23 protein-coding genes and 1 pseudogene are annotated in these 25,874 nt (G+C 67.1%); 11 read left to right on the plus strand and 13 right to left on the minus strand.

Annotation, left to right across the window (positions count from 1 at the left end; translation table 11 throughout):
• The first annotated feature begins 53 nt into the window (after positions 1 to 53).
• On the plus strand, positions 54 to 857 hold the full coding sequence (locus tag ACIRPT_RS12160) for a DUF2306 domain-containing protein (protein WP_403825731.1): 804 nt from the start codon (positions 54 to 56) through the stop codon (positions 855 to 857).
• Positions 858 to 1,180: 323 nt separating this feature from the next.
• On the opposite strand, the gene ACIRPT_RS12165 is transcribed toward ACIRPT_RS12160, so the two are convergent.
• The 4 genes from ACIRPT_RS12165 to ACIRPT_RS12180 form a co-directional block, all read right to left on the minus strand.
• The gene (locus ACIRPT_RS12165) at positions 1,181 to 1,318 is read right to left on the minus strand and encodes a hypothetical protein (RefSeq protein ID WP_403825734.1); all 138 of its coding nucleotides are present in this window, start codon (positions 1,316 to 1,318) and stop codon (positions 1,181 to 1,183) included.
• Between the two features lie 36 nt (positions 1,319 to 1,354).
• Entirely contained in the window at positions 1,355 to 2,548 is a 1,194-nt protein-coding gene (locus ACIRPT_RS12170; protein WP_403825737.1) for a cytochrome P450, read from the minus strand.
• Positions 2,538 to 3,248 (minus strand): tRNA-dependent cyclodipeptide synthase, encoded by a 711-nt coding sequence (locus tag ACIRPT_RS12175; protein WP_403825740.1) that lies wholly within the window; start codon positions 3,246 to 3,248, stop codon positions 2,538 to 2,540. The genes ACIRPT_RS12170 and ACIRPT_RS12175 overlap by 11 nt, the downstream gene beginning before the upstream one ends.
• Before the next feature lie 357 nt (positions 3,249 to 3,605).
• Entirely contained in the window at positions 3,606 to 4,541 is a 936-nt protein-coding gene (locus tag ACIRPT_RS12180; RefSeq protein ID WP_403825743.1) for a sigma-70 family RNA polymerase sigma factor, read from the minus strand.
• Positions 4,542 to 4,637: 96 nt separating this feature from the next.
• On the opposite strand from ACIRPT_RS12180, the gene ACIRPT_RS12185 reads away from it, so the two are divergent.
• Positions 4,638 to 5,303: a nitroreductase gene (locus ACIRPT_RS12185; RefSeq protein WP_403825746.1), complete on the plus strand. Its 666-nt coding sequence runs from the start codon at positions 4,638 to 4,640 to the stop codon at positions 5,301 to 5,303.
• A gap of 110 nt (positions 5,304 to 5,413) precedes the next feature.
• Here the strand turns inward: ACIRPT_RS12185 and ACIRPT_RS12190 are convergent.
• Positions 5,414 to 5,806 (minus strand): annotated as a pseudogene (locus ACIRPT_RS12190) (RtcB family protein); the annotation flags it as partial.
• A 351-nt stretch (positions 5,807 to 6,157) separates the two neighbouring features.
• Complete coding sequence (locus tag ACIRPT_RS12195; protein ID WP_403825749.1) at positions 6,158 to 7,204, minus strand: type III polyketide synthase; 1,047 nt, start codon at positions 7,202 to 7,204, stop codon at positions 6,158 to 6,160.
• A gap of 183 nt (positions 7,205 to 7,387) precedes the next feature.
• Between ACIRPT_RS12195 and ACIRPT_RS12200 the strand changes: the two genes are divergently transcribed.
• Positions 7,388 to 8,200 (plus strand): LuxR C-terminal-related transcriptional regulator, encoded by an 813-nt coding sequence (locus tag ACIRPT_RS12200; RefSeq protein ID WP_403825752.1) that lies wholly within the window; start codon positions 7,388 to 7,390, stop codon positions 8,198 to 8,200.
• A gap of 28 nt (positions 8,201 to 8,228) precedes the next feature.
• Here ACIRPT_RS12200 and ACIRPT_RS12205 read toward each other — a convergent pair whose 3' ends face one another.
• The gene (locus ACIRPT_RS12205) at positions 8,229 to 8,810 is read right to left on the minus strand and encodes a LysE family transporter (RefSeq protein ID WP_403825755.1); all 582 of its coding nucleotides are present in this window, start codon (positions 8,808 to 8,810) and stop codon (positions 8,229 to 8,231) included.
• Positions 8,811 to 9,052: 242 nt separating this feature from the next.
• Here ACIRPT_RS12205 and ACIRPT_RS12210 point away from each other — a divergent pair, with 242 nt between their 5' ends.
• Positions 9,053 to 9,973 carry a LysR family transcriptional regulator gene (locus ACIRPT_RS12210; protein WP_403825758.1) on the plus strand — a complete coding sequence of 307 codons (921 nt, stop codon included), beginning with the start codon at positions 9,053 to 9,055 and terminating at the stop codon, positions 9,971 to 9,973.
• A gap of 4 nt (positions 9,974 to 9,977) precedes the next feature.
• Here ACIRPT_RS12210 and ACIRPT_RS12215 read toward each other — a convergent pair whose 3' ends face one another.
• From ACIRPT_RS12215 to ACIRPT_RS12225, 3 genes are all read right to left on the minus strand, one after another.
• Positions 9,978 to 11,048: an aromatic ring-hydroxylating dioxygenase subunit alpha gene (locus tag ACIRPT_RS12215; protein WP_403825761.1), complete on the minus strand. Its 1,071-nt coding sequence runs from the start codon at positions 11,046 to 11,048 to the stop codon at positions 9,978 to 9,980.
• Between the two features lie 596 nt (positions 11,049 to 11,644).
• Complete coding sequence (locus tag ACIRPT_RS12220; RefSeq protein WP_403825763.1) at positions 11,645 to 11,827, minus strand: hypothetical protein; 183 nt, start codon at positions 11,825 to 11,827, stop codon at positions 11,645 to 11,647.
• A 700-nt stretch (positions 11,828 to 12,527) separates the two neighbouring features.
• Positions 12,528 to 13,784 (minus strand): RtcB family protein, encoded by a 1,257-nt coding sequence (locus ACIRPT_RS12225; protein WP_403825766.1) that lies wholly within the window; start codon positions 13,782 to 13,784, stop codon positions 12,528 to 12,530.
• Between the two features lie 173 nt (positions 13,785 to 13,957).
• On the opposite strand from ACIRPT_RS12225, the gene ACIRPT_RS12230 reads away from it, so the two are divergent.
• The 3 genes from ACIRPT_RS12230 (at position 13,958) to ACIRPT_RS12240 (ending at position 17,275) form a co-directional block, all read left to right on the plus strand.
• A complete protein-coding gene (locus ACIRPT_RS12230; RefSeq protein WP_403825769.1) occupies positions 13,958 to 14,857 on the plus strand; it encodes a hypothetical protein in 900 nt (299 codons plus the stop codon).
• A gap of 210 nt (positions 14,858 to 15,067) precedes the next feature.
• Complete coding sequence (locus tag ACIRPT_RS12235) at positions 15,068 to 15,775, plus strand: DUF3558 family protein (RefSeq protein WP_403825772.1); 708 nt, start codon at positions 15,068 to 15,070, stop codon at positions 15,773 to 15,775.
• Positions 15,776 to 15,901: 126 nt separating this feature from the next.
• Positions 15,902 to 17,275, plus strand: a complete 1,374-nt coding sequence (locus ACIRPT_RS12240) for a DUF2637 domain-containing protein (protein WP_403825775.1) — start codon at positions 15,902 to 15,904, stop codon at positions 17,273 to 17,275.
• Positions 17,276 to 17,309: 34 nt separating this feature from the next.
• Here the strand turns inward: ACIRPT_RS12240 and ACIRPT_RS12245 are convergent, their stop codons facing one another.
• Positions 17,310 to 17,537: a hypothetical protein gene (locus ACIRPT_RS12245; RefSeq protein WP_403825778.1), complete on the minus strand. Its 228-nt coding sequence runs from the start codon at positions 17,535 to 17,537 to the stop codon at positions 17,310 to 17,312.
• Between the two features lie 110 nt (positions 17,538 to 17,647).
• Complete coding sequence (gene lysS / locus ACIRPT_RS12250; RefSeq protein WP_403825781.1) at positions 17,648 to 19,396, minus strand: lysine--tRNA ligase; 1,749 nt, start codon at positions 19,394 to 19,396, stop codon at positions 17,648 to 17,650.
• Positions 19,397 to 19,595: 199 nt separating this feature from the next.
• Between lysS and argS the strand changes: the two genes are divergently transcribed.
• The 4 genes from argS to bla all read left to right on the plus strand — a co-directional run bounded on the left by argS (position 19,596) and on the right by bla (position 24,819).
• A complete protein-coding gene (argS, locus tag ACIRPT_RS12255) occupies positions 19,596 to 21,374 on the plus strand; it encodes an arginine--tRNA ligase (protein WP_403825784.1) in 1,779 nt (592 codons plus the stop codon).
• A gap of 443 nt (positions 21,375 to 21,817) precedes the next feature.
• Positions 21,818 to 22,603 (plus strand): hypothetical protein, encoded by a 786-nt coding sequence (locus ACIRPT_RS12260; RefSeq protein ID WP_403825787.1) that lies wholly within the window; start codon positions 21,818 to 21,820, stop codon positions 22,601 to 22,603.
• Positions 22,600 to 23,805: a S8 family peptidase gene (locus tag ACIRPT_RS12265; RefSeq protein WP_403825790.1), complete on the plus strand. Its 1,206-nt coding sequence runs from the start codon at positions 22,600 to 22,602 to the stop codon at positions 23,803 to 23,805. Before ACIRPT_RS12260 ends, ACIRPT_RS12265 begins: the two co-directional genes overlap by 4 nt.
• 102 nt (positions 23,806 to 23,907) lie before the next feature.
• Positions 23,908 to 24,819 (plus strand): class A beta-lactamase, encoded by a 912-nt coding sequence (gene bla, locus ACIRPT_RS12270; RefSeq protein ID WP_403825793.1) that lies wholly within the window; start codon positions 23,908 to 23,910, stop codon positions 24,817 to 24,819.
• A 59-nt stretch (positions 24,820 to 24,878) separates the two neighbouring features.
• Here bla and hemB read toward each other — a convergent pair whose 3' ends face one another.
• Positions 24,879 to 25,868 carry a porphobilinogen synthase gene (hemB, locus tag ACIRPT_RS12275; protein WP_403825796.1) on the minus strand — a complete coding sequence of 330 codons (990 nt, stop codon included), beginning with the start codon at positions 25,866 to 25,868 and terminating at the stop codon, positions 24,879 to 24,881.
• Positions 25,869 to 25,874 lie beyond the last annotated feature (6 nt).

Below are 25,874 nucleotides of genomic sequence, written 5' to 3' on the forward strand. Positions count from 1 at the left end.
ACCGGGTGTCCCGGCCCCGTGTCCCGCGGCGCCGCTCTCGCAAGAGTGGGCCCATGACCTCCGCGACGCACCCGGAAGCCCCCGCCGCCACCCACGCCACCACGCCCACCGGACCGCCCGGAGCGCCCGGACCGGCCGCATCCCGCCTCCGGAGCCGCCGCCGCGGTGCCTGGTGGCTGATCCCCATGGCCGCGGTGATCGTCCTCGTCACCGCCCAGGCGCTGAGCGCCTACGTCCCCCCGGACCTGCACACCAGCCGCGTCCCGCCGCGCAGCCAGCTCCACTACGCGCTGCTCCTGGCACATATCGCCACTGCCACCGTCGCGGTGCTCACCGGTGTCGCCCAGTTCTGGCCCTGGCTACGCCGCCGTCACCCCGCCGCACACCGCCGGACCGGCCGCGCCTACTTCTTCGCCGGCGTCTTCCCGTCGGCCCTGGTCGGTCTCCCCGTCGTCTACTTCGCGCCCACGGGCATGAGCAACGAACTCGCCCTGGCCGTTCTCGACATCCTCTGGATCATCACCGGCATCGCCGGTTACCGCACCGCGCGCCAACGCCGCTACGCCGACCACCGCGTCTGGATGATCCGCAACTTCGCCCTCACCCTCGTCGCCATCACCTCCCGCCTCATCCAGCCCCTGCTCGAACACCTCGCGGCCGCCCAGCTCACCGACCCGGTCAGCTACGCAGGCGACCAACTGGCCGCCGCCCACGACATAGCCAGCGGAACGGCCTGGATCGCCCTCGTCCTCAATCTGATCGCGGCCGAGTACGTAATCCAGCGACGAAGGAAGGGGAAGGGGAAGGGGAAGGGGAAGGGGAAGGGGAAGGGGAAGGCCCGGCGATCGGCGGCCTAGCGGTCGGCCCGATCTCCAAAGCCGCACGGCCCCAGGCGGGGGGGGGGACGCGTGCACCCAGCCGGAAACCCCTTAACCCGTCCCGGCACAGCGATTGCGCCCACCAGAGCACACGAGATCGCCCACGCCACTTACGGCTCCCTCCAACAGCACGCGAGCCCCGCTGCCCCTTGAGGTCGACACCCGGATATCCGAGGCCCGACCGGATACCCGCGGGGCGGGCCGCGGTATCGCGGCCGAGCGGCGCGAAGGCCCCGCTCGCGCGGATGCGAGGGGGCCTTCGGGCGGTTGAGGAGCCGACCGGCGGCCGGCTCGGCGCCGGCTTACCCGGTCCTGACGACCACCGTGCGCATGACCTTGTCCGCGAAGGTCTGGTCCTTCGCGTCCCACGCCGACCACAGGTAGCCGATGCTGCACGGCACGCTGTCCAGCGCATGACACATCCGGCGCACCAGGGCCATACCGGAGGATCTCGCGTTGGGGCCCGCGGTTCGATTTCACCAGATGACAGGCAGCCGCTCGGGAAGGCGCTTCATGAACCCGGTGCGCCAGACAAGTTGCTCCATCGGCACCGCCAGGCCGAGGCCCGGCATCCGGTCGAGCAGCACCTCGAGGGCAATCTGTGCGTGTCGCTTGGCCAACGCGGTTGCCGGGCAGTAATGGTCGCCGCCGCCGAATGCCAGATGCGCGGCTGCGTTGGGGCGGTGCAGGACCACGGCATCCGGGTCGGGGAAGACGGACGGGTCGTTGTGAGCACCCTCGACCAGGACCAGGACGAGCTCGCCCTTCTTCACCTCGACGTCTCCGAGCTGCACGTTGTCCATGGCCAAGCGGGGCAGACCGTCCCCGATCGAGAGGTTGAGGCGCAGCAGTTCGTCCACGGCAGCGGGGATCAGTGCGGGCTCACTGACCAGCTGCGTCTTGAAGTGGGGACGCTGGATCAGGGACACGAGCGCCATGGTCAGGAACGCCATGGTGGAGATCGTTCCGGCGCCGAACATGGTGATGCCGACGGTGGCCAGCATCTCGTCTGTCAGGTGTGCGTAGTCGGGGTCGTCGCGCAGCGCGGCAAGCTCGGCCATCAGACCGCCGGTGTCCGGGTCGTCCAGACGGCCGATCATGTAGGCGATATCGCGATTCCAGTTCAACTCGGCCGCAACAATCGGCGTGGCCGAGTTCATGAAAGCGATGTGCAGGCTGCGATACAGACGTGCGGCGTCCGACTGCGGAATTCCGAGGATGTGACAGTGCAGCCCGGTCGAATACGGCACCGTGAACTCAGAGCGGAGGTCGGCCGGCGCTCCTTCCGCAAGAAGCGTGTCCACCAGCGCGTGGGCGCGGGCGGTCATCCAGCTCTCCACCCCTGGTGACTTCGGATTGAGCGCCTTCATCACAGCTCGGCGCAGCCCGGCCCCGGTGATGTTGCCCATGTTGTTGACGACCTCGGGCGGAATGGTAAGCGCGTACTGGCGTGGCGCGCCCGGCGCCGAGGTGTCCTTGAGACTGAACCGCTTGTCTTCCAGCACTTGCTTGCACAGCTCGTACGAGGACACCAGCCAGGCTTCGTCTCCTGCAATGGTGCGCACCTTGACGACCGGCGCGTCACGCAGCAGCCCGTTGACCTGGGCCGGCAGCCGGTCCCCGCGGGCATCGAAGGGAAAACGCAGCAGGTTGTCACTGTCAACAGCCATGACTGTCTCCTTGCGGGCTGGGGGTGATGATCGCGTGCCCCTGGTTACGGGAGGCCCGCAGGCCCGGTCCTCGCGCGTACAGCAGCTCTGCCAGCGGGAGAAGCTGGTGGTAGCAGTTGAGCGATGACGGCACGCCGAGGATCGCCGGGGTGTCCAGGAACAGTGGTGCCTCTGCGCAGATGTAGGCGAGGCAGACGTCGCGTTGCCGGGCGGTGGGTGGATCGCAGTCCGGCAACTTGTTCGTGAAGAACGCCTCGACCAGCCGGTCGCACACGCCGAGGAAGGCCGGATCTGTGGCCAGGAGATGGTCCAGGCTCGTGCGCATCTGTTGATAGGCAGGGTTGTCGAGCAACGCGGACAACGGCCTGCCGCGGAGCCGGGAGCGGTCCAGATCGAGAGCGGCGACGGCATTGGTGACCTTGGCGCGCAGGCCACGGAGATTCTTGACGGCCTTCCGATGAGCGTCATGCAGGCCGTAGCCCAGCGCCTCGTACATCTCAGTGATGTGCAGGTCCGTGTAGATCAGGTCGACCTGCTCGAAGTTGCGCAACCCCCACGCAGCAAGGTCGGTGACGCGTTGGTGGGAGAAGTAGGAATTGCCGGGGGAGATACCGATGACGGCGTGGGCACCTTCATCGCGGATGACCTGGCAGTGCGAGGTATAGGGCCGGACGGAGAAGGTCTCGGTCTCAGCAGCCAACGGCAGGGGTTCCTTCTCCGGCTTCGCAGAAGAGGGTGTCAACGTGGGGCAGTAACTCGTGGCTTGCTGCACTGCGGTACCTATCGCTCGACCACATCCGTCGCATACTGATCAACGCATTACTCCGCCATAAGAAACGGCATCCAAGAGCCCTGCGAGGACCGGTCAGCGCTGGCCGGAATACAGGACTTCGCCTCTTCCTTCCACAAAAGCCCCGGACCTCATTCGGGTCCGGGGCTTGTCGATCACGTGTAGCGCCGGCTCAGCCCTTGACGCAGATCACCTGCTTGAGCTTCGCGACCACCTGCATAGGCGCCGATCCGCTGGCACGACATGGCCTCCAGGTGGACTCCCCCGTCAAGAGTCTTGGCGCAGCTCCTCGGTGCCTCGTTCAAGGGGGTCTCGTCTCTGCTTGCCGAGGAGAGCCAGACCGAGTTGATGAAGTCGAGTGGGGTCGGCGATGAGCTCATACCCGGCGATCTTCTCGCCCTCAATCGTGACGGTGATGGCGAGAACCAGCCGACCACGTGGTGCAACCACAATCCCCACGACGCCATTGACCAGCATCGGCTCCGCGAACTGCGAGTTCCGTCCGAAGGCGGCGATCTCCTCCGCCACGGCCCGCGCACCGCGGATCTCAGTCGCCCGCCCCGCGGGAAGGGCAGCCCGATCGGCCAGCCGCACGGCATCGGGGGCCAACACCGCGAGCACCGCATCGACGTCGCCGGCTCGTGAAGCGGCCAGGAACGCCTCGATCACGCGTCGCTGCCGGGCAAGCTCCGCATCGGCAACTGCGGGAGTCCCTCGCACCTTCTGGCGCGCCCGACTGGCGAGCTTCTTCGTAGCCACCGAAGAGCGCCCCACAATGGGCGCGATCTCGTCGAACGGCACGACGAACATGTCATGCAGCACAAATGCGATCCGCTCGGCGGGGCCCAGCCTGTCCAGTACGACGAGCAGCGCCCGGCCGACCGAGTCGGCCAGCAACGCTTCCTCTTCCGGGTCGCTGCCGGGCGCAGGGGCCGGGCTCTCGTCCGGCACCTGATGGCCGACAAGTTCTTCTCGTCGCGACGCACGGGACCGCAGCAGGTCCAGGCACACACGAGACACGACTACCCTCAGCCACCCGCCCAGGTTGTCCACGCCATTGGCGTCTACGCGAACCAGCCGCAACCAAGCTTCCTGGACAGCGTCCTCCGCCTCGCTCAACGAGCCCAGCATCCCGTAGGCGACGGTACGCAGGTGGTCACGATGCGTCTCGAAACGGTCCGCGAGGCCGTCCTTCTCGTTCATCGGTCACCTTTCCTCTCGGCCGACCGTCAACACGGTAGAAGCCCAACACGCCGGGCGGCGGGCTATTCGGCAGCCGAGCTCAGGAGGTAGTGGTCCATGGACGTCTATGCCGCGGTTGCGAGCCGACGGGCGGTGCGCGCGTTCACTGATGAGCCAGTTCCGAGAGATGTACTCGAACGCGTGCTTTCCGCTGCGGGCCGGACGCCGTCGGGAGCGAACCTTCAGCCGTGGAACACCTACGTACTGACGGGCCCGGCACTGGCCGAACTGAAGAAGCGCGCCGCCCAGCGCGTGGCCGCGGGAGACGCCGGGGATGAGCGAGAATATGAGATGTATCCGCCCGATCCGAAATCCCCCTACCGCGAGCGTCGGTCCGCCGCCGCCGAACAGCGCTATGCCGCACTCGGGATCCCACGCGAGGACAAACAGGCACGTGGGAAGGCAGTCGCCGCGAACTGGGACTGCTTCGGCGCTCCCGCCGCCCTGTTCTGCTATGTCCACCGCGATATGGGGCCTGCCCAGTGGGCGGACATCGGCATGTACCTGCAGACCATCATGCTGCTGCTTCGCGCCGAAGGACTGCACAGCTGCCCACAAATGGCATGGTCGGTGTACCGCGAGACCGTCGCCGAGGTCGTGTCACCGCCTGACGGACTCATTCTGTTCTGTGGCATGTCAATCGGGTTCGAGGACACCGCCACGCATTACGCCCGCATCGACCGCGCCCCGCTCTCCGAGACCGTCACCTTCCTTGATGGCTAGGTAGCCGTGGCGACTTGGCGCGCGAAGAGGCAACGAGCTACCCCCGTTGCAGCATCGAGCCCCGTAGCACATCCGGTCCGAGGCCTTGTCGATCACGTGTAGTGCCGGCCTCAGCCCTTCACGCAGACGACCTGCTTGAGATGGGCGACGACCTCCACCAGATCCCGCTGCTGCTCCATGACCTTCTCGATCGGCTTGTACGCGCCCGGGATCTCGTCGATCACACCGGAGTCCTTACGGCACTCCACTCCCCGCGTCTGCTCCTCCAGGTCCCGCGTCGAGAACCGCTTCTTCGCCGTATTACGGCTCATCTTCCGGCCTGCGCCGTGCGAGGCGGAGTTGAAGCTCGCGGCGTTCCCCAGGCCCTTGACGATGTACGAGCCGGTGCCCATCGAGCCGGGGATGATGCCGTACTCGCCGCTGCCCGCCCTGATCGCGCCCTTACGGGTCACCAGCAGGTCCATGCCGTCGTACCGCTCCTCCGCCACGTAGTTGTGGTGGCAGAACAATTGCTAGCGATGGCCGCGCCCTCCCGCCTGGCGTCCCCGCTTTCTCAGACGAGGGCCATGCTCGCGATCAAAGCGCGGCTCGGTCCACGAGATGGAGTTCTGGTGCAAAATCTGCAGGGGAGCGTGGGAGAAGAGACCGGCAGCGCTGGTCAGGCGGCTGTACCGAGCAGCTCGTCAGGCAGGGTCAGCCGGGGCCCGTCGGGGATCTGATTTGGCACGCGGCCATCGAGGGACGCATGCCATTAGGTGATGCTTAATTACGGCACCAGAAAGGCTCCACGTAGCTGGCCCCAGTTAACACCGGCACCTCATCTGCGGGCCGCCAAGGTCATCTCGCGAAACAGATCAGCCTACCCAAGAGCCGGTGACAGCGACAGTTGTTACACCTGGACCAAAAGCGATAATGAGCCCGGAGTCCCCTACTTCCGGAGGATCCTCGAAGGTCTGCCGAAGAACGTCGAAAACCACGACGCTAGCTGTATTGCCGCGCCCCTGAAGAGATTTCTCACTCAACCGGAACATATCTGTTGGAATCTGGAGGCCCTTACTGACTTCATGCATGATACGAGGCCCGCCAGTATGACTTATGAGAAATTCTGGATCCACCGGTCCACCAATTTTCCCAAGCCATTCCTTGAGTTGCGGCATGGCATTTGCCACAATCCTTGAGATGCGGGGGTTTGTGTCGAAGTGGAAGCCAAGCTCATCAACCACATAAGAGATGTGACCGAGTGAGTCGTGCGTCAGATCTTCGTAAGCATCGTTCAACTGGAAACCCGGTCGATCATCGCGGATAACCACGGCCGCAGCAGCATCTCCGAAGAGTGCAGTCGAGACGAACGACGCAATGCTGGAATCCCCTGCCTGGTAGGAGAGGGAGGAGAGCTCGACCGCAACGATCAGCGTAACCGCACCCGTGTGGGCCTTGTGTAATTCTTGCGCCCTTGCCAGTGAGTAGGCGCCGCCGGCGCACCCGACTTGCGTGAACGATAGACGCCGCACACGGGATTCCAGGCCCATTTGATTTGCGATATATGCATCGAGCCCAGGCAGCAGATACCCCGTACATGAGACCACGATGAGGTTGTCTATCTCAGCACACACGGTGTCCGCCTCATCGAGAGCCTGCTTGGCAGCCGAAACCCCAAGGCGAGTTCCCTCTTCGGCATACCGGCGCATTCGCTGACCGAAGGTGCGGGGCGTTGTCACGATCTCCAGTGGATCGATGAGATGGCGCCTTGCCACCGAGGTGCTGCGCATCAGGCGGAGCGCGGTGCCAAGGCGAGGGTGCTCAGAGTGCTGATGTTGCATGTGGAGGACCACATCGTCCAGATCCACTACATGGTCAGGGAGGCTGAGGCTCGGACGGCAGACGGTAGGCATATTCCCCATTCCAAGTAACCGACGAAAATAGAAAATGCGACACAGCTACACTAATGAGACAAATTCAATAAATGCGGCTCACGGCTCAATCGCGTTAACGGCGGATGCATGAAAGATGAAAACTTCTTGCATGGAAGTTGATCACCAGGTAGCGTCACTTGGCCGAAATGCCTTCCAGGGGGAGAGGTGCGCATGCCCGACTGCGCTAATGAGACAAAACCGAACACTCCTTTCAACTGCACCGCACGAGAATTGTCCGAACTTTCGGCTCGCCTGAACGAAGGCGCGGGACGCCTGCAGGAGATTGCCGCAGCGCTCCCCTTGGAAGGATCCAGCGCTGAAGACGCAATTCGTGATGGTCGCCTGGCCTACCTGGTGGGCGTGAGCGACATAAATCGGTCCATCCAATTTTCCGTCGGCTCGGTCAGGGAAGAAGTTCTCACTGCCCAGCCAGATGGTCCTCGCCCAAAGGAAATCTTAGAGGAATCCATGGATACGATGCGCGCACATCTCAATAGAGGCATATCCATGCGAACCATCTACCACCACAGCAGCAGGTTCGACGCGACGACCAAGGATTATGTCCGCACAGCTATTGACCATGGTGCACAGGTACGTACACTTCCCGAATTCTTTGAGCGGATCATCATCGTCGATCGAAAAACGGCCTTCATTCCCGCAAACGTTCAGCGGACTGCCGCAGTACGGATTGACGATACGGCCATCGTCGGATTTTTAACCGGCGTTTTTGAACGGGCCTGGACCCGCGCAAAGAACTTCCCCTTCACCCCCTCGTTTGCCGCGCAAGCCGCTTCCGAGGTTGTTCCGTCGATTCGCGAGACTATAAAAAATCTTCTCATCGATGGAAGGTCAGACAAAGAGATTTCTCGGCGTTTGGCGATCAGCCAGCGGGCACTTCAATCTCACATATCTCAAATGAAGAAAGAGTTCGGTGCAGAGAATCGATTTCAACTCGGATACATCCTGGGCAGGAAAGTAAAGTAGTGGAAGCGAAGGCAGAACCCCCGTGTCTTCAGCCAGTAACAGCAACGCTTATCGCAAGGCCAGCGATAAGCAGGCTTGACAGTATGGCGGTGATGAAACGGCCGCGCTGGCTTGTCAGAAAGCGTCCCAGCACGGCTCCCCCACCTGCGAGCAGGAGCTGCCAGCTGGCAGAAGCCATCACGATAGAAATCACATAGGCAGATGCCTGCCAGGGTGTCTGATTACCTTGCGCCTGCCGGCCCAGGACGAGGGCAACGAAATAGATGGCCGGCCATGGGTTGAGTGCTGTGAGCCCGAGAAAAGTAAGATAGGCGCGGAAGGGGCGGAGTTCTGACTCGTTGCCTGACTCTTCCTCGGTTGCACCTGGCCTATGCCGCATGGCCTGCATTGCGATACGAACCGCCATGGCGATGAGGATCACCGAGGCGGCCCACCTCAGCGGATCGGCGACAGGGGCGAGAGTGGACGCGATGGCCCCACCACCGATTACTGCGGCTACTGCATACAGGGCGTCCGCAGTGGCCGCACCAATCGCCGCAGCAGCACCGTTCCTGAACGAGGTCCTGGCGGTCATATTGATCATCAGGACGGCGACCGCACCGACGGGCACGGCGAGACCGTACCCTGCCCAGAGGCCGGACAGAATTGAATCGATCATGCGACTGCGGAGGTCTGGTCCAGCGCTTGCACCGTACGTCTGGCCGGCTCCCAGCCGATGTCCTCACGACGGAACTGGTCAGGGTGAGCAAAGAGGCGACTAGGCACCTGATAAATCGTCATGTGCTCAGCCTCCATGCTATGACTGTTCGAGTCTATCGAAGATAAACGCACAGTACCGTTCGGGGGAAACGTATGATTGATAGTCGTCTGCAGGCACTCCGCGTGCTGCGAGAGACCGGCACAATCACTGGTACAGCTGAGGCTCTTCACCTGACTCCTTCCACCGTTTCGCAGCAACTCCGCCAGCTGTCAGGCGAGTTGAATGTGACGCTCCTGGAGCCGGTTGGCCGCAGGGTGAAACTGACCCCCGCCGCGTACACGCTGCTCGGCCACAGCGACCGCCTCTTCGCCCAGTGGGAACGCGCGACGGCCGACCTGGCCGCACATCGCGAAGGATTTGCCGGCCATCTACGCATCTCGGCCGTCGCCAGCGCTCTTGCCGCCATCGTCGCTCCGGCGGGCACCGAACTCGCCGAGCAATACCCACACATGACGCTCCACGTCGGTGAGGACCCGGAGGAGGACCGGTTCCAGCTCCTGCTGACCCGGGAGATCGACATTGCCGTCACCATCCCCGCGACGGGAACCCCGCCGCCCGACGATGAGCGCTTCGAACAGCACGTCCTGCTCGAAGAACCGCAAGACCTTCTCGTGCCGCGAGGGCACCCCGTCGCTCAAAGAGAATTCGCTGAGCTGACCGAACTCGCGGAAGCTGAGTGGCTGCGAGCAGGAGACCCTCGCGATCAGCACCAACTCCTGCTGACCGCATGCGCCGCCGCCGGGTTTGTGCCCCGAGTGACCCACAACGCCGTGGACTGGTTCGCCGTCTCCACACTTGTTGCGAGCGGGTTGGGCATCTGCCTCATCCCAAGGCTGGCGCCGATCTCCGAAGGACTTGAAGTGTCCCGCGTGCCTCTGCGAGGTGAGACACGGCCGACCCGCCAGATCGTGGCCTGCGTACGCCGGGGCAGTAGCAAGCAGGGGCCGATCGGCCGCGGACTCGCTGCGCTGCGCTCGACGGCCTCCAGGTGGACCGCCGAGCACAGCGACTGATACCTCAGACCGCGATCACATCCGCTTGGGGAGAAGTCGCGCCAGCCGATGTCTCCGCGCCGTCACTGAGCTGCTCACCAAGCCACCGGCGGAAGTCGGTGATCATGCTCTCGTGCGGGGTGTGGAATTCCTCGAAATAGGAGGACTCGGCGCCAGCTTGCACTCGCTCACACGCCTCGAAGTCCTGGCGCGCAGTGACATCCACCAGAGCCACCGCATCTGACGGGTCGAAGCCGGACTCGGAGACAGCAGTCGGATGGAAAAGCCAGTCCACGATGACACGAGTCTTTGCCGGCCCGAGAGGCTCGAAGCGCATGCACATGACATGGTCTGGAATGAACATGAGGTGCACATTGGGCCACAACAAGAGGCCATGGAAAGTGCGGTGGTCGTGTTCGGGCACACCAGGCAAAGGCGCCGAAGTCGCCCGCCCTGAGAGGGAGAAACCCTCCGCCTTTTCGTTGATTTTCGAACCCTCGATTTTGGGGCCAGTGGGGCCACTTACCGTTCCGTAGCCGGATCGCCACTCGGGCAGTATGTCGCAAACCTCAGGATGCATCGTCGGGCAGTGATAGCATTCGCAGAAATTCTCGAAGAGAATTTTCCAGTTCGCGTTGACCTCGTACGTTTCCCTCTTCGCCACTTCGAGCTCATCGCACCCATAGCGGCCAGGGACGTCGACATCGCCAAAACGTTTATGCAGCATCGGCGCAAGCTGGTCGGCAAGCGGTACAGCGCTGGGGTCAAGGTTTACCCATATATAGCCCAGCCACTCACTCACCGAGACGGAATACAAGTGGCGTTCCTTGGTCTGAGGCGGGAGTTCTTTCATGAACGGTGCTGCTGTGAGCTGGCCGTTCAGGTCGAAGGTCCATCCATGATAAGGGCAGCGAATCGATGTGTTGAACTGCCCACTATCTTCGGTGCACAAAACCACACCGCGGTGCCGGCAAAGATTGATATGAGCGCGCAGCTCGCCATCACGATTGCGGACGAGGAGCACACTTTCGCCACCGACTTGCACCCGACGGAAGGAGCCAGGTTTGGGTAATTCGGATGAGCGGGTCACGCACATCCAAGAACGCTCGAGTATCTGCGCCCGCTCCCGCTCGAAGTGTTGCTGACTCGTGTAATACGTGCGCGGCCAGGTAATCAATGGAATCGGACCCTTCTTAGGCCTGATGCGACAGCGGCTATTCCGGTACAGCCGCGTGCGAGGCACGGCCGTCCCGTGATCACTCTGCAGCGTTCGCCGGCAGCAGGAAAGTGGGAAGATGGTTCCGCTTTGCGCAACTTCCGGAATCGGAAGCGTCCGGCGAAAGCATGCGGCGCTCCCTTTCTCCGGCCGCACGTGCCGTACGCGTCGTGAAGGTTCGTCCCCTCAATTTGGTAAATCTGCAGGTCATCATGGAGCCACCCGATGGGTCCCGCGCAGCAGCTGTCGACCGTCGCCGAGACGTGAGGCTGTCCGCCGCAAGACGTGCTGGTGACGAATCTGTCGTCAGCTCCACCTAACCGCAGGCCGCCACTGCTGGAAATCGATGGAAGCTGCTAAATACGCTTCTAGCGCTCGCTGGCGCTGCTGGCTCATGCCTTGGGCTCTGACGACGTTCGCAACCCCTGAGTGGACTGCGAACTCCGAACGACTACCTCCAACTCGCCCTGGGCACCTCAATGGAGCTGCGGTTCGGCGAGGACGACGAGGGCACCGAGGAGCGCGCGGTCCACCTGAACTCGGGCCGCAGCAATCCGCGCCGACGACCCGACCTCTACGGCCGCTCCCTGCGCATCGCCGCCACCGCGGCCCTCAGCCAGGCCACTTTCCTGGTAGTGCTCGTCCGTCCGGGTATTCATCCTCCGAACTCCGATATCCGTCAAAGCGCATCACGCGCAGCAGCGACACCACTAGTCGCAACCTACGGAGGATGGCCGCACCTGGCACACCGTCGGCATCTCGTCCTGCCGAATAGCTCCACGTGACGGCCGTCGACACCAGCGTGCGGACACGTTCACCGATGCCTTGACGGCCGCCTCGCACCGACTGCGCAGAGTCTCATCTACCGCAGTCTGGCTGGATATGCGACCAACTCCCCGGCGGCCAAAGAACTACGCCGATGATGCTCATCGACGCAGACCAACCTCATCTCCGCTCATCTTCAGGAGCTGTTCCCCCACCATTCGCAATGAGCAGACGCGGACTCACCCCACTGTCCGTGTCGAGCCACACTCTCAGCCGACCGCAAGCACACCGTGCGTAAACGACGACGCCCTGGGTGGTCGGATGTCGTGAAACCACGCAAGCGGGTTCGCCGACCGGCCAGCCACACTGGGTGCACTTACGGGAGGACGTACTTCCTCGTAACGCCATAGGGACAGCGTGCCGCCTGCAATCATGGAGGTCTATCGCAGATTTCAGCACGCTATCGTATTGGTTTGCCACAGGGTTGATGCATGGTCCGCGAGCACTGCTACGCGACATAACGGTGGCTTGACCCCGATGCTCGCCAGACCGCATCCAGTTCGAGGCTTTGCCGATCACGTGTAGTGCTGGGCCTCAGCCCTTGACGCAGACGACCTGCTTGAGCTTCGCCACCACCTGCACCAGGTCCCGCTGCTGCTCCATCACCTGGCCGATCGGCTTGTAGGCGCCGGGGATCTCATCCACCACGCCGGAGTCCTTGCGGCACTCCACACCCCTCGTCTGGTCCTCCAGGTCCCGCGTCGAGAACTTCCGCTTGGCAGCGTTCCGGCTCATCCTGCGGCCGGCGCCATGCGAGGCCGAGTTGAAGGACGCCGCGTTGCCCAGGCCGCGGACGATGTACGACTCCGTGCCCATCGAACCCGGGATGATTCCCCACTCCCCCGAGCCCGCACTGATGGCTCCCTTGCGGGTAACCAGCAGATCCATCCCCTCGTACCGCTCTTCACTGACATAGTTGTGATGGCAGCTGATGACACCAGGGCGGTACTCGACGGTCCCCATCTGGCCTTCGGCATCTTCCTGCTGGCAGGAGATGACCTCGTCGAAGGTGACCCTCGCCTTCTTGAACTCCCTGCGGATCACGTCCTGTGTCAGGGCCATCATGATCTCGCGGTTGTGCTTCGCGTACTCCTGCGCCCAGAACAGATCGTTCCGGTACGCGGCCATCTGCGGGGTGTCGGCGATGAAGACGGCGAGGTCGCGGTCGACCAGCCCTTGGTTCTGCGGCAGCTTCTGGGCGACGCCCATGTGGTACTCGGCAAGCTCCTTGCCGATGTTGCGCGACCCCGAGTGCAGCATGATCCACACCGACTGATCCTCGTCGAGGCAGATCTCATGAAAATGGTTTCCGCTTCCGAGCGAACCCATCTGCTTCGTCGCGCGTTCATAACGGAATTTGACCGCTTCGGCGACCCCGTCGAACCGCGTCCAGAAGTCCCCCCACCCCGCCGTCGGGAAGCCGTGCAGCCGCCCCGGGTCGACCGGAGTGTCGTGCATCCCGCGCCCGACCGGGATCGCCTGCTCGATCTTGGAGCGGAGGCGGGAGAGGTCGCCGGGCAGGTCGTTGGCGGTCAGGGAGGTCTTCACCGCGCTCATCCCGCACCCGATGTCGACACCGACCGCCGCCGGGCAGACCGCGCCCCGCATCGCGATCACCGAGCCGACGGTGGCCCCCTTGCCGTAATGCACGTCCGGCATCACGGCCAGGCCCTTGATCCACGGCAGGGTCGCGACATTGCGCAGCTGCTGCATCGCGACGCCCTCGACCGCGGCCGGGTCCGTCCACATCCGGATCGGCACCTGGGCGCCGGGCACCTCGGTGTACGACATAACTTCCTCATTCCCCCGAAAGCATATAAAACGCAAAAGGCGGACAACTCATCGGATCTTGGACGGTTGGCCGACGTTCGCGGCAAGACGTGCGGTAGACATTGTTTCCATCGGCCGCCACCCGGCGGCAACCACATTTCGTGGGGGACTCCACAGGAAAGGAGCCGCGAACGATGCAACGAACCGTGCACCGAACCATGCAGCGAAAGTCGCTACGGAAGTCGTTCGCCCCCGGTGCCGCACTGGTGGCCGCCGCGGCGCTCGCCGTCGGCCTCACCGGCTGCACCGCCGGCTCCGGCACCGACGGTGGGGACGCCGACGCCAAGGGCGGCGACGCCTCCACATCGAGCCAGGCCGTCGAGCCGGGCCGCTACCAGACGCTCCCGGAGGCCTGCCGGCTCCCCGCGCGCAGCACCGTACGCGGCCTGCTGCCCGGCGATGACCAGCAGCTTTCCCGCGAGGAGGCGGACAAGGTCTACGCGGGCCAGGCCGATGTCACCTATGACACCGACCGCCGCGTCGGCTGCCACTGGAAGCGCGAGACGACCGAGGGCACCCGCCACCTGGCGCTCGACATCGTGCGGGTGGTCTCGTACGACCCCGCCGTCAGCGACGACGACCGGGCCCAGGAGATCTACTCCGACAAGGCGCAGGCCGCCGAAATACCGGCCGACGGCTCCGCGTCGCCCACCGCACCGCCCTCGTCCCCCAAGAGCACGCCGGAGGCGAAGAGCGCCAAGGAAGGCAAGGACGACAAGGCCAAGGGCGGCAAGGGGAAGCCGTCCGGCAGCCCGGCGTCGCCGTCCACCGAGGCGACCGCGGACCCCGGCAGCTCCACCGCGCCGCGCGTCCTGAGCGGCCTCGGCGACGCGGCGTTCCTGAACGACAAACTGGCCACCGCGGACTCCGGTGTGCACCGAGACATCACTGTGGTCTTTCGCACGTCGAACGTCATCGTGACGATCACCTACGACCAGTGGTCCACGGACAAGGCCAACCTGCCCGTCAGCCAGGAACTGCAGGACAAGGCCCGTTCGCTGGCCGGAGAGCTGGCCGACAGCTTGAGCGAATAGTCCCAATTGGGCGATCCAAGCGATTGGCTCGAACTATGACGCTTCGCCCTACTCGTCCCCTCGTCCAAACGACACGAATCGGCCACCGATCCCGCTCCGCCGCGTACCGTGCCGTCTAGCCCTGCCCCGTACGAACCCGCGTACGAACCGCCGCACGACCCTCGGACGCGGGGCGGGGCCGCCGCCACGACGACGAACAGCGAAGGAACCATGCACCGTTCAGCCAAGCGACTCGCCAGCCTTCTCGCCTGCGCAGCAGTCCCGGTGATGCTCGTCGCCGGCTGCTCCGGCTCGGACACCAAGAGCTCCGACGACTCCTCGGACGCCCCCAGCAAGTCGAGCAGCCCGTCGCCGACCGTGGCGGCCGCGAAGTTCTCGAAGCTGCCGCGGCCGTGCGAGGGGTTCTCCAAGGACACCCTCGCCACGATGGTGCCCAAGACGAAGAACAAGGCCGGCAGGCAGGGCGACTCCACCGACAGCGAGCACGGCACCTGCTCGTGGGACAGCTCGGACGACAAGGGCATCGACGGCACCCAGTTCCGCTGGCTGGACATCGGCTTCCAGCGCTACGACTCCGACCCCAACCCGAAGATCGGCTCCGGCGAGAAGCGCGCCACGGACTTCTACGCCAAGCAGGTCTCCGAGGCGAAGGCCACCTCGGGCGCCAAGAAGCTGTCGGTCGTCAAGACCTCCGGAACCGGCGACGAGGCGACCGCGATCACCTACGACGTGAAGCGGGAAGGCAACGCCTTCAAGAACACGACGGTCATCGCCCGCACCGCCAACATCGTCGTGACGGTCAACTACAACGGCGCGGGCATGGCCGGCGCCGACACCCCCAAGGCCGCCGACCTGCTCAAGAAGGCCCAGGCCGCCACCAAGGAAGCCGTGAACGCCGCAATCAAGGCGAACGGCTGACACAGCACCGCAACACCGGCCGCAACACCGCCGCCGCACCGTAGCCCCGGGCCCTCTCCGGCCCCGGCTTGACCGGGTGTGCCACGCTAGGCGCGCCATTTCGCCGAGGCCGGGGAGGAACCGCGGGTGTCCGCGACGAAGACGGCGCAGTTGACGCGTACGCACCGCATCCTGATCGGCGTGGTCATCGCCGGGGCTGCACTGATCGCGGCCATCGGGTTCACCGGCTCGTACGCGGCGGTGCGCGAGCTGGCCGAGAAGAAGGGCTTCGGGGCGTTCTCGGCCGTCTTCCCGATCGGCATCGACGCCGGGATCGTCGTCCTGCTGGCGCTGGATCTGCTGCTGACCTGGATCCGCATCCCGTTCCCGCTGCTGCGCCAGACGGCGTGGCTGCTGACGGCCGCGACGATCGCGTTCAACGGCGCGGCCGCCTGGCCGGACGCGCTCGGTGTGGGCATGCATGCGGTCATCCCGGTGCTGTTCGTGGTGGCCGTCGAGGCCGCCCGGCACGCCGTCGGCCGGATCGCCGACATCACGGCCGACAAGCACATGGAGGGCGTCCGGCTCACCCGCTGGCTGCTCGCCTTCCCCTCCACCTTCCGGCTGTGGCGCCGGATGAAGCTGTGGGAGCTGCGCAGCTACGACCAGGTCATCCGGCTCGAGCAGGACCGCCTCGTCTATCAGGCGCGGCTGCGGAGCCGCTACGGGCGGGCGTGGCGGCGCCGGGCGCCGGTCGAGGCGCTGATGCCGCTGCGGCTGGCGCGGTACGGGGTGCCGCTGGCCCAGACCGCCCCGGCCGGGCTGACGGCCGCGGGGATAGCGCCGCCGGTGCTGATGCCGGCCGGGACAGGCCCGGCGCCGGCCGCCGGGGCGGAGCCGTACGGCGGCGCGCCGGAGCACATAGCCGCCGGAAACATGCCGCCCGCAGACCCGGCCCCGGAACACCCGACGCAGTCGGACGCGGCGCGGACAGGGGAAACGCAGGCAGAGGGAACGCAGGTAAACGGAACACGGGCAGGACAGGCGCCGCTCGGCCCCCGGCACGAGACCGTCGGCCAGGCGACCGCAGGGTTCACCGCCGGGGCCGCCGCCGAGACCCCCCATACGGTCCCCCAGATGGCCTCCCGTCCGGCCGACGACGCCGAACACCCGCTCGCCGCGCCCCAGTTGACCGTCCCCGTGGGCCCCGGACGCAGCCGCCCCCTGGGACCTGCCGGCGCCCCCGAACCGGAGCCGGAGCCGGCCCCCGACTCCCTCCCCCCGATCACCACCCTCCCCGACGACGTCCCCCGCGACGAGGCGTACTTCCTCGCCTTCCGCGCCTACGTCACCGAGAAGAACACGTTCCCCGACTCCCGGCAGTTCGGGCGCTATCTGCTGGAATCCCACGGGGTCGAGGGGCGCAACGGCGGCCCGCTGACCGAGGGATATCTGCGCTCCTTCGTGCGCGACTTCCAGCTGCGGTTCCGGTCGGAGATGGATACCGAGTACATCCCGTAACGGGGACGACAGCCCCGCAACGAGGACGGCGCCCCTACGCCGCCCCGCCCGCCACCTGCCCCTGCTCCCGCTTCTGCTTGCGCTTCTTGTCCAGATCGCCCCATACGGCGAGCGCCGCACCGACGGCGAACACCCCGGCATGGGCGAGAGCCGGCGGATCGAACCAGTGGGACAGGATCCCCCAGTTCTTGCCGAAGAACACCTGGCCGGCGAAGCCCACCGCCCCCTGGATCATGGCGATGAATCCGATGAATCCCCTCATGGCTCCAGCGTGACGGGTTCGGCCCCGGGGCTCTTCGTCCCCGGGGCCGAACCCGTCCTCATCCCCAAGTCGCACGCCCGGACCGGCTCGTACGACCTGGCGGCAGTCCCTCAGCCGCCGAGCAGCTTGCGCACCCGGTCCGCGCCGACCGCCAGCAGCAGGGTGGGCAGCCGCGGCCCGGTGTCCCGGCCGACGAGCAGGTGGTAGAGCAGCGCGAAGAACGCGCGCTGGGCGACCTTGAGCTCCGGCGTCGGCTTGGCGTCCGGCTCCAGGCCCGCCTGGATCTTCGGCACGCCGTAGACCAGCGTGGTCAGACCGTCCAGCGACCAGTGCTCGTCCAGTCCGTCGAGCAGCAGCCGCAGCGAGGCGCGGCCCTGGTCGTCGAGCGTGGCGAGGCGCTCCTCGTCGGGCTCGTCGCGGACGATCGTGCGCTGGTCGGCCGGGACCTGGGTGGTGATCCAGCACTCGGCCTTGGCCAGCCGCGGCCGGACCTCGTCCAGGGCGCGGACCGGGTTGCCGGGGTCCAGGTCGCTCAGGATGCGCAGCGTCTGCTCGTCGTGGCCCGCGGTGATGTCCACGACGGACGCCAGCGTGCGGTACGGGAGCGGGCGCGGCGTGCTGGGCAGTTCACCGGCGGCAATGCCGACGGCGCGCTTGTAGGCGGCGGCGTCGGCGGGCTGCGCCGAGCCGTCGGCGACCTTGGCGGCCAGCTTGTCCCACTCGTCGTAGAGCCGCTGGATCTCCTGGTCGAAGGCAATCTTGAACGACTGGTTGGGCCTGCGGCGGGCGTAGAGCCAGCGCAGCAGCGGCGCCTCCATGATCTTCAGTGCATCGGCCGGGGTGGGCACGCCGCCCTTGGAGGAGGACATCTTGGCCATGCCGCTGATGCCGACGAAGGCGTACATGGGGCCGATGGGCTGGACCCCGTCGAAGACCTCGCGGACGATCTGCCCGCCGACGACGAACGAGGAGCCGGGCGAGGAGTGGTCGACACCCGACGGCTCGAAGACCACGCCCTCGTAGGCCCAGCGCATCGGCCAGTCGACCTTCCAGACCAGCTTGCCGCGGTTGAACTCGCTCAGCCGGACGGTCTCGCCGAAGCCGCACTCCGTGCAGGTGTAGGCCAACTCCGTGGTCTCGTCGTCGTACGAGGTGACGGTGGTCAGGTCCTTCTCGCACCGGCCGCAGTACGGCTTGTACGGGAAGTAGCCGGCCGAGCCGCCGCTGCCGTCGTCCTCGGCCGCCGCGCCGGAGCCCTCGGCGGCCTCCAGCTCGGCCTCGTCGACGGGCTTCTGCGACTTCTTCGCCGGAGCCTTCTTCGTGCGGTACTGCCCGAGGATCGCGTCGATGTCGCCGCGGTGCTTCATGGCGTGCAGGATCTGCTCGCGGTAGGCACCGGCGGTGTACTGCGCGGTCTGGCTGATGCCGTCGTACTCGACGCCCAGCTCGGCGAGCGCCTCGGCCATGGCGGCCTTGAAGTGCTCGGCCCAGTTCGGGTACGAGGAACCGGCCGGGGCCGGCACCGAGGTCAGCGGCTTGCCGATGTGCTCGGCCCAGGAGTCGTCGACGCCCGGGACGCCGTTGGGGACCTTGCGGTAGCGGTCGTAGTCGTCCCAGGAGATGAGGTGGCGGACCTCGTACCCGCGGCGGCGGACCTCGTCCGCGACCAGGTGCGGGGTCATGACCTCGCGGAGGTTGCCCAGGTGGATCGGGCCGGACGGGCTCAGGCCCGAGGCGCAGACGATGACCGGTGCGGCAGCACCTGATGTCACTTTGCCCGGGGCGCGGCGCTCCGCCTCGGCAATGACCTCGTCCGCGAACCTGGAGACCCAGTCGGTCTCGGTGCTCTGCTGAGCCACGATCGGCCCTTCCTCTTCCTGGTGCTTGCTCGTTGCGCCCTGGTGTCCGTCCGACGCCGCCGTCCGACGTACACAAGCCTGACGGTGCCATTCTCCCAGACATCGCCCGGTCAGAAATTCAGTGGTACCGGCGTGGGATACTCACTGGCAAACCCTTTCCACTCCAACGACCCCTCCCTCCAGAAGAGAGCTCATCTCCATGGCCTCGGTCACTTCCCTCGCAGCAACGGTCCACCAGCGCGTCGCGGACGCCCTCTCGGCAGCCCTGCCGGAGGCCGGCTCCGCGGACCCGCTGCTGCGACGTAGCGACCGGGCCGACTTCCAGGCCAACGGCATGCTGGCGCTGGCGAAGAAGCTCAAGGGCAATCCCCGGGAGCTGGCCACCAAGGTCGTGGACGCGATCGGCGAGAACGACGTCCTGAAGGAGATCGAGGTCTCCGGCCCCGGCTTCCTCAACATCACCGTCGCGGACGAGGCGATCATCAAGACCCTCGCCGAGCGCGCCGCCGACGCCCGGCTGGGCGTGCCGTACTCCGAAGGCGCGGGCACGACCGTCATCGACTACGCGCAGCCGAATGTCGCCAAGGAGATGCACGTCGGTCATCTGCGGTCCGCGGTGATCGGCGCGGCGATGGTGGAGATCCTGGAGTTCACCGGCGAGAAGGTGATCCGGCGGCACCACATCGGCGACTGGGGCACCCAGTTCGGCATGCTCATCCAGTATCTGACCGAGCACCCGCACGAGCTGGATCACAAGGGCGGCGAGAGCGCCGAGATCTCCGGCGAGGAGGCGGCGTCCAACCTCAACCGCCTCTACAAGGCCTCGCGTGCCCTCTTCGACTCCGACGAGGAGTTCAAGGAGCGGGCCCGGCGCCGGGTCGTCGAGCTCCAGGCCGGCGACGAGGAGACCCTCGCGCTGTGGCAGCGGTTCGTGGACGAGTCGAAGATCTACTTCTACTCGGTCTTCAACAAGCTCGACATGGACATCCGCGACCCCGACGTCGTCGGCGAGTCCGGCTACAACGACATGCTCGCGGAGACCTGCCGGCTCCTGGAGGAGTCCGGCGTCGCGGTGCGCTCCGAGGGCGCGCTGTGCGTGTTCTTCGAGGACGTCAAGGGCCCGGACGGCAACCCCGTCCCGCTGATCGTCCAGAAGTCCGACGGCGGCTACGGCTACGCCGCCACCGACCTCTCCGCTATCCGCGACCGCGTCCAGAACCTCGGCGCCGAGACCCTGCTCTACGTCGTGGACGTCCGCCAGTCCCTGCACTTCAAGATGGTCTTCGAGACCGCCCGCCGGGCCGGCTGGCTGAACGACAAGACGCACGCCGTCCAGCTCGCCTTCGGCACGGTCCTGGGCAAGGACGGCAAGCCGTTCAAGACCCGTGCGGGCGAGACTGTGCGGCTGGTGGACCTGCTGGACGAGGCGATCGAGCGGGCGACGACGGTCGTACGCGAGAAGAACAACGAGAAGATCGCCCTCACCGAGGAGGAGATCGTCGAGAACGGCGTCCAGATCGGCATCGGCGCGGTGAAGTACGCCGACCTCTCGACGTCGGCCAGCCGCGACTACAAGTTCGACCTGGACCAGATGGTCTCGCTGAACGGCGATACGTCCGTGTACCTCCAGTACGCGTACGCCCGTATCCGCTCGATCATCCGGCGGGCCGGCGAGGTTCGCCCCGCGGCCCACCCGGAGCTCGAACTGGCCCCGGCCGAGCGGGCGTTGGGACTGCACCTCGACCAGTTCGCAGAGACCCTGGCCGAGGCGGCCCAGTCGTACGAGCCGCACAAGCTCGCCGCGTATCTCTACGGCCTCGCGTCGCTGTTCACGACGTTCTACGACCAGTGCCAGGTCGTCAGCGAGGACAACCCGGTGGAGGTCGTCGAGAACCGCCTCTTCCTGTGCGACCTGACCGCCCGCACCCTGCACCAGGGGATGGCGCTGCTGGGGATCCGTACCCCCGAGCGGCTGTGAGCGGCGGCCCGTACTGACCGCAGCGGCGGCCCGGATTTTTTTCCGGGCCGCCGCTGCTGTACTCCCCCGCCGTTCCCCCGGTATCGATCCAAGAACGCGCCTCGCTCCACCGGACAAGTGATCGATAGGGTTCTCTCCTGCACGCGCGGGGGCGTGCGTCACCACTGTGTTGAGCCCCCGCTGTTCGGCGCCGGCGCGCTGGACGCCGACACCGACGAGGGGGAGCCATGTCCTACCCGCCGCCGCCGCCCGGAGGCCCCGGCCAAGCCGGGCCATACGGGCAGCCGCCCCAGCAAGGGGGCTGGCCGCAGGGCCAGGGCGCGGCTCCGCCGCCACCCATGCAGCCCCCGCCGCCGTACGCGCCTCAGGGGCCGACCGGCGGGTGGGCCCCCCAGGGCGCGCCGGGGATTCCGCCGGGCCCTGGGATGCCGCCCGGTCCGGGGATGCCCGGCCCGCCGACCGCCCCCGCCGCACGCAGCAACACCGCCCGATCCTGCTTCACCGCTTTCCTGGCCGTCGTCGGCGCGCTCGGACTGCTGGGAGGCGGCGGGCTGTTGGCCCATGCGTACTCCAACGCCGGTCAGGTCACCGCGAACCGCAGCGCTTACGGCCCCACGATGTGGCAGAACGAACCCGTGGACAAGCTGTTCCCCGCGGCCATCGGCGCCACGAAGGAGACCCGGACCTACGCCATCGACCCCACGCACGCGCAGTGGCACCGCATCGGCATATCCCGGCAGACCGGGTGCGAGCAGGGGCTGAGCGGCGCCACGGCGGCCCAGGTGAAGAAGCTCGGCTGCAAGGGCGTACTGCGGGCCACCTACGTCGATCCGACGGGGAACACCGTCGCGACGGTCGCGCTGATCGCCCTGCCGAAGGACACCTCCTCCGAGGAGATGAACGCCTTCTTCAGCGACGAGCGGGACAAGGACAACCCGCCGCAGGCGGTGAAGGCGTACGCCGTCCCGGGCAGCCTCGCGGCCAAGTGGAGCGACGCCCGCCGTAACGGCTCGGCCGGGGCCGCGAGTTCCTCGGATCTCCCGTACGCCTTCGCGGCCTCCGCCGGCGCGGTCGACGGCCGCAAGGCGGGCCGGCTGCCCGGCGAGTTCGGCGATTCGAGCGACCACGGGGAGCAGGACCGCGTTCCGTGGGAGGGCGCCGCCAACAGCCTGGTCACCCTGCTGAACCTGCACGTCACCGACCTGTTGGACGAGGGGACGAGGGCATGAGTTTGCGACGCATCGGCTCGGCCACAGGGGCGGCCGGGCTCGCCGCGCTGCTGTGCGTGACGGCCGCACCGCCCGCCGCCGCCACCCCCAGCAGCTGGGAGTACCAGGCGCTCGGCCTCGCCGCGGCGCAGCGGATCGCGCAGGGCGAAGGCATCACGGTCGCGGTCCTGGACAGCGGCGTCGAGAAGGACCACCCGGCAGTGGCGGGCAGGGTGACCACCGGCCCCGACTACTTCAAGGACGGCCTCCACCCCGGCGATCCGCGCTGGGGCCGCCATGGCACGGCGATGGCCTCGGACGTCCTCAAGGTCGCGCCGAAGGCCCACATCCTGTCCGTCCGGGTGCTCGACGAGAAGAAGGACCACACCGAGCTGCGGCACGGGCCCAGCCCGGTCGCCCAGGGCATTGACTACGCCGTCGACCACGGCGCCGACGTCATCTCCATGTCGCTCGGCGGCGAGCTGTTCGGCCGCGACTTCGATGACGGGGAGATCGACGCCCTGGCCCGCGCGGCGCAGAAGGGCATCCCGGTCATCGCCTCCGCGGGCAACGACGCCGAGGTCTTCAACGAGACCTCCTTCCCGGCCGGCTATCCGGAGGTGATCGCCGTCGCGGCCACCCAGAAGGGCGGCAGCCGCGCCAGTTTCTCCACCGTACGGACCTACAACGCCGTGGCCGCGCCGGGCGTGGGCATCATGAGCGCCAAGCAGACCGGCGGCTACGCGCCGGTCAACGGCACCTCGCCCGCCGCGGCGCTCACCTCCGGCGCCGTGGCCCTCATGCTCTCCCACAACCACAAGCTGACTCCGGCGCAGGTGCGCGCGGTGCTGACCAGCACGGCCCACCACCCGTCCGGCGGGTACAACCCCCTGGTCGGCTACGGGCAGATCAACGCCGCGGCCGCGGTCCGGGCCTCCGCCAACCCGCCCGCCGACGGCGCCGCCCCGGTCAAGTACCAGGGCAACAAGCACCCGGCCGGGCAGGACGGCACGCCGAAGACCACGCACCCGGAGCTGGACACCGGCCTGACGACCGTCGGGTACAGCGCGGCCGGCACCGGCCTGGCGATGGTCCTCGGCGCCATACTGATCGGCGTCCTGGGCCGCCGGCGTGCGAAGGCCAACGCCGACGCGGGCCCGGCAGGTCCCATGGGCCCGGCAGGCCCGGCGGGCCCCATGCCCTACCCCGGCGCGCCTCGCTAGCGGCCGGGCAGGCGGGCGGCGGACGGCAAGCCGCCGCCCGCCACCCGCCTGTACCCCCCGGCGGCCGGGGAGTGCCGCACATTCCGACCTGGAGGTACCACCGTGGGATCCACCGCATTACCTCGCCGCACCGTCCTCGGCACGGGCGCCGGACTGGCCGCCGGCCTGCTGGCGGCGGCCACCGGGCCCGCCCTCGCGGCCTCGCCCCGGCACCGGCCGGACGGCAGGGCCCTCGCACACCTGCGCCACCTGGAACGCGAACACGGGGCACGGATAGGCGCGTTCGCCCACAACACCGCCACCGGCGCGACCGTCGCCTACCGCGCGCACACCCGCTTCGCCATCTGTTCGGCCTTCAAGACCCTCGCGGCCGCGGCCGTACTGCGCGATCTCGACCGGCACGGCGAGACCCTGGCGCGCCGCATCCACTACACCGCCGCGGACCTGGTCGACAACTCGCCGGAGACGGAGAAGCACGTCGCCACCGGCATGACCATCGCCGAGCTGTGCGCCGCCGCCCTCCAGCGCAGCGACAACACCGCGGGCAACCTCCTGCTGCGCGAGATCGGCGGCCCCACCGGCATCACCGCCTTCGCCCGCTCCCTCGGCGACCGCACCACCCGCCTCGACCGCTGGGAGACCCAGCTCAACTCGGCCGAGCCCTGGCGCACGACGGACACCACCAGCCCCTACGCCATCGCCCGCAGCTACGCCCGGCTCCTGGTGGGCGATGCCCTGACGGCCGCCGACCGGGACCGGCTGGCGTCATGGATGGAGGCGAACCGGACCAACACCGAACGCTTCCGGGCCGGGCTGCCCAAGGACTGGGTGATCGCCGACAAGACGGGATCCGGCTCGTACGGCACCGGCAACGACGTGGGCGTCGCCTGGACCGCGGACGGCACCCCCGTCGTGCTGGCCGTGCTCACCCGCAAGGCGGAGCAGGCCGCGTCCTACGACAATCCGCTGATCAGGAAGACCGCGGCCGTGCTGGCCGAGGCCGTGGCGGCCTGACACCCACGCGTGGGGCCCCCGTCCGGAAATCCGGACGGGGGCCCCACGCATGCCACGCCTCACAACCCCCGCGCGACCTCCGTCGCCCAGTAGGTCAGGATCATGTTCGCCCCGGCCCGCTTGATGCCCGTCAGCGTCTCCAGGATCGCCCTGTCGCGGTCGATCCAGCCCTTTTCCGCCGCGGCCTCGACCATCGCGTACTCACCCGAGATCTGATACGCCGCGATCGGCACGTCCACCTCGTCCGCGATCTTCGCCAGCACGTCCAGATACGGCAGCGCCGGCTTGACCATGACCATGTCGGCGCCCTCCTCCAGATCGAGCGCCAGCTCGCGCAGCGACTCCCGGAGGTTGGCCGGGTCCTGCTGGTACGTCTTGCGGTCGCCCTTCAGCGAAGAGCCGACGGCCTCGCGGAACGGCCCGTAGAACGCCGACGAATACTTCGCCGTGTACGCCAGGATCGAGACGTCCTCATGACCGGTCTGGTCCAGCGCGTCCCGGACGACCCCGATCTGACCGTCCATCATGCCGCTGGGGCCGACGACATGGGCGCCCGCGTCGGCCTGCACCTGCGCCATCTCGGCGTAGCGCTCCAGCGTCGCGTCGTTGTCGACCCGGCCGTCGGCGTCCAGGACACCGCAGTGCCCGTGGTCGGTGTACTCGTCCAGGCACAGGTCCGACATGATCACGAGATCGTCGCCGACCTCGGCCCGCACATCCCGGAGGGCCACCTGGAGGATGCCGTCGGGATCGGTGCCCGCCGTACCCGCCGCGTCCTTCTTCTCGTCCTCGGGCACGCCGAACAGCATGATCCCGGAGACCCCGGCCTCGACCGCCTCGACGGCCGCCTTGCGGAGCGTGTCGCGGGTGTGCTGGACGACCCCCGGCATGGCCGAGATCGGCACCGGCTCGGCGGCGCCCTCCCGCACGAACGCCGGGAGGATCAGGTCGGCCGGGTGGAGACGGTACTCGGCCACCATCCGCCGCATGGTGGGGGTGGTACGCAGGCGCCGCGGCCGCGCCCCGGGGAAGCTTCCGTACTTCGTCATGCCACC

The organism is Streptomyces sp. NPDC101227 (genome assembly GCF_044767545.1).
In the GTDB taxonomy this organism is placed as follows: Bacteria; Actinomycetota; Actinomycetes; order Streptomycetales; family Streptomycetaceae; genus Streptomyces.

Bases quoted from the DNA above. Each gene is read 5' to 3' on its own strand.
- ACIRPT_RS12160 (WP_403825731.1), top strand. From the start codon at position 54: ATGACCTCCGCGACGCACCCGGAAGCCCCCGCCGCCACCCACGCCACC.
- ACIRPT_RS12165 (WP_403825734.1), bottom strand. From the start codon at position 1,318: ATGGCCCTGGTGCGCCGGATGTGTCATGCGCTGGACAGCGTGCCGTGC.
- ACIRPT_RS12170 (WP_403825737.1), bottom strand. From the start codon at position 2,548: ATGGCTGTTGACAGTGACAACCTGCTGCGTTTTCCCTTCGATGCCCGC.
- ACIRPT_RS12180 (WP_403825743.1), bottom strand. From the start codon at position 4,541: ATGAACGAGAAGGACGGCCTCGCGGACCGTTTCGAGACGCATCGTGAC.
- ACIRPT_RS12185 (WP_403825746.1), top strand. From the start codon at position 4,638: ATGGACGTCTATGCCGCGGTTGCGAGCCGACGGGCGGTGCGCGCGTTC.
- ACIRPT_RS12195 (WP_403825749.1), bottom strand. From the start codon at position 7,204: ATGGGGAATATGCCTACCGTCTGCCGTCCGAGCCTCAGCCTCCCTGAC.
- ACIRPT_RS12200 (WP_403825752.1), top strand. From the start codon at position 7,388: ATGCCCGACTGCGCTAATGAGACAAAACCGAACACTCCTTTCAACTGC.
- ACIRPT_RS12210 (WP_403825758.1), top strand. From the start codon at position 9,053: ATGATTGATAGTCGTCTGCAGGCACTCCGCGTGCTGCGAGAGACCGGC.
- ACIRPT_RS12215 (WP_403825761.1), bottom strand. From the start codon at position 11,048: ATGTGCGTGACCCGCTCATCCGAATTACCCAAACCTGGCTCCTTCCGT.
- ACIRPT_RS12220 (WP_403825763.1), bottom strand. From the start codon at position 11,827: ATGAATACCCGGACGGACGAGCACTACCAGGAAAGTGGCCTGGCTGAG.
- ACIRPT_RS12225 (WP_403825766.1), bottom strand. From the start codon at position 13,784: ATGTCGTACACCGAGGTGCCCGGCGCCCAGGTGCCGATCCGGATGTGG.
- ACIRPT_RS12230 (WP_403825769.1), top strand. From the start codon at position 13,958: ATGCAACGAACCGTGCACCGAACCATGCAGCGAAAGTCGCTACGGAAG.
- ACIRPT_RS12235 (WP_403825772.1), top strand. From the start codon at position 15,068: ATGCACCGTTCAGCCAAGCGACTCGCCAGCCTTCTCGCCTGCGCAGCA.
- ACIRPT_RS12245 (WP_403825778.1), bottom strand. From the start codon at position 17,537: ATGAGGGGATTCATCGGATTCATCGCCATGATCCAGGGGGCGGTGGGC.
- argS (WP_403825784.1), top strand. From the start codon at position 19,596: ATGGCCTCGGTCACTTCCCTCGCAGCAACGGTCCACCAGCGCGTCGCG.
- ACIRPT_RS12260 (WP_403825787.1), top strand. From the start codon at position 21,818: ATGCCCGGCCCGCCGACCGCCCCCGCCGCACGCAGCAACACCGCCCGA.
- ACIRPT_RS12265 (WP_403825790.1), top strand. From the start codon at position 22,600: ATGAGTTTGCGACGCATCGGCTCGGCCACAGGGGCGGCCGGGCTCGCC.
- hemB (WP_403825796.1), bottom strand. From the start codon at position 25,868: ATGACGAAGTACGGAAGCTTCCCCGGGGCGCGGCCGCGGCGCCTGCGT.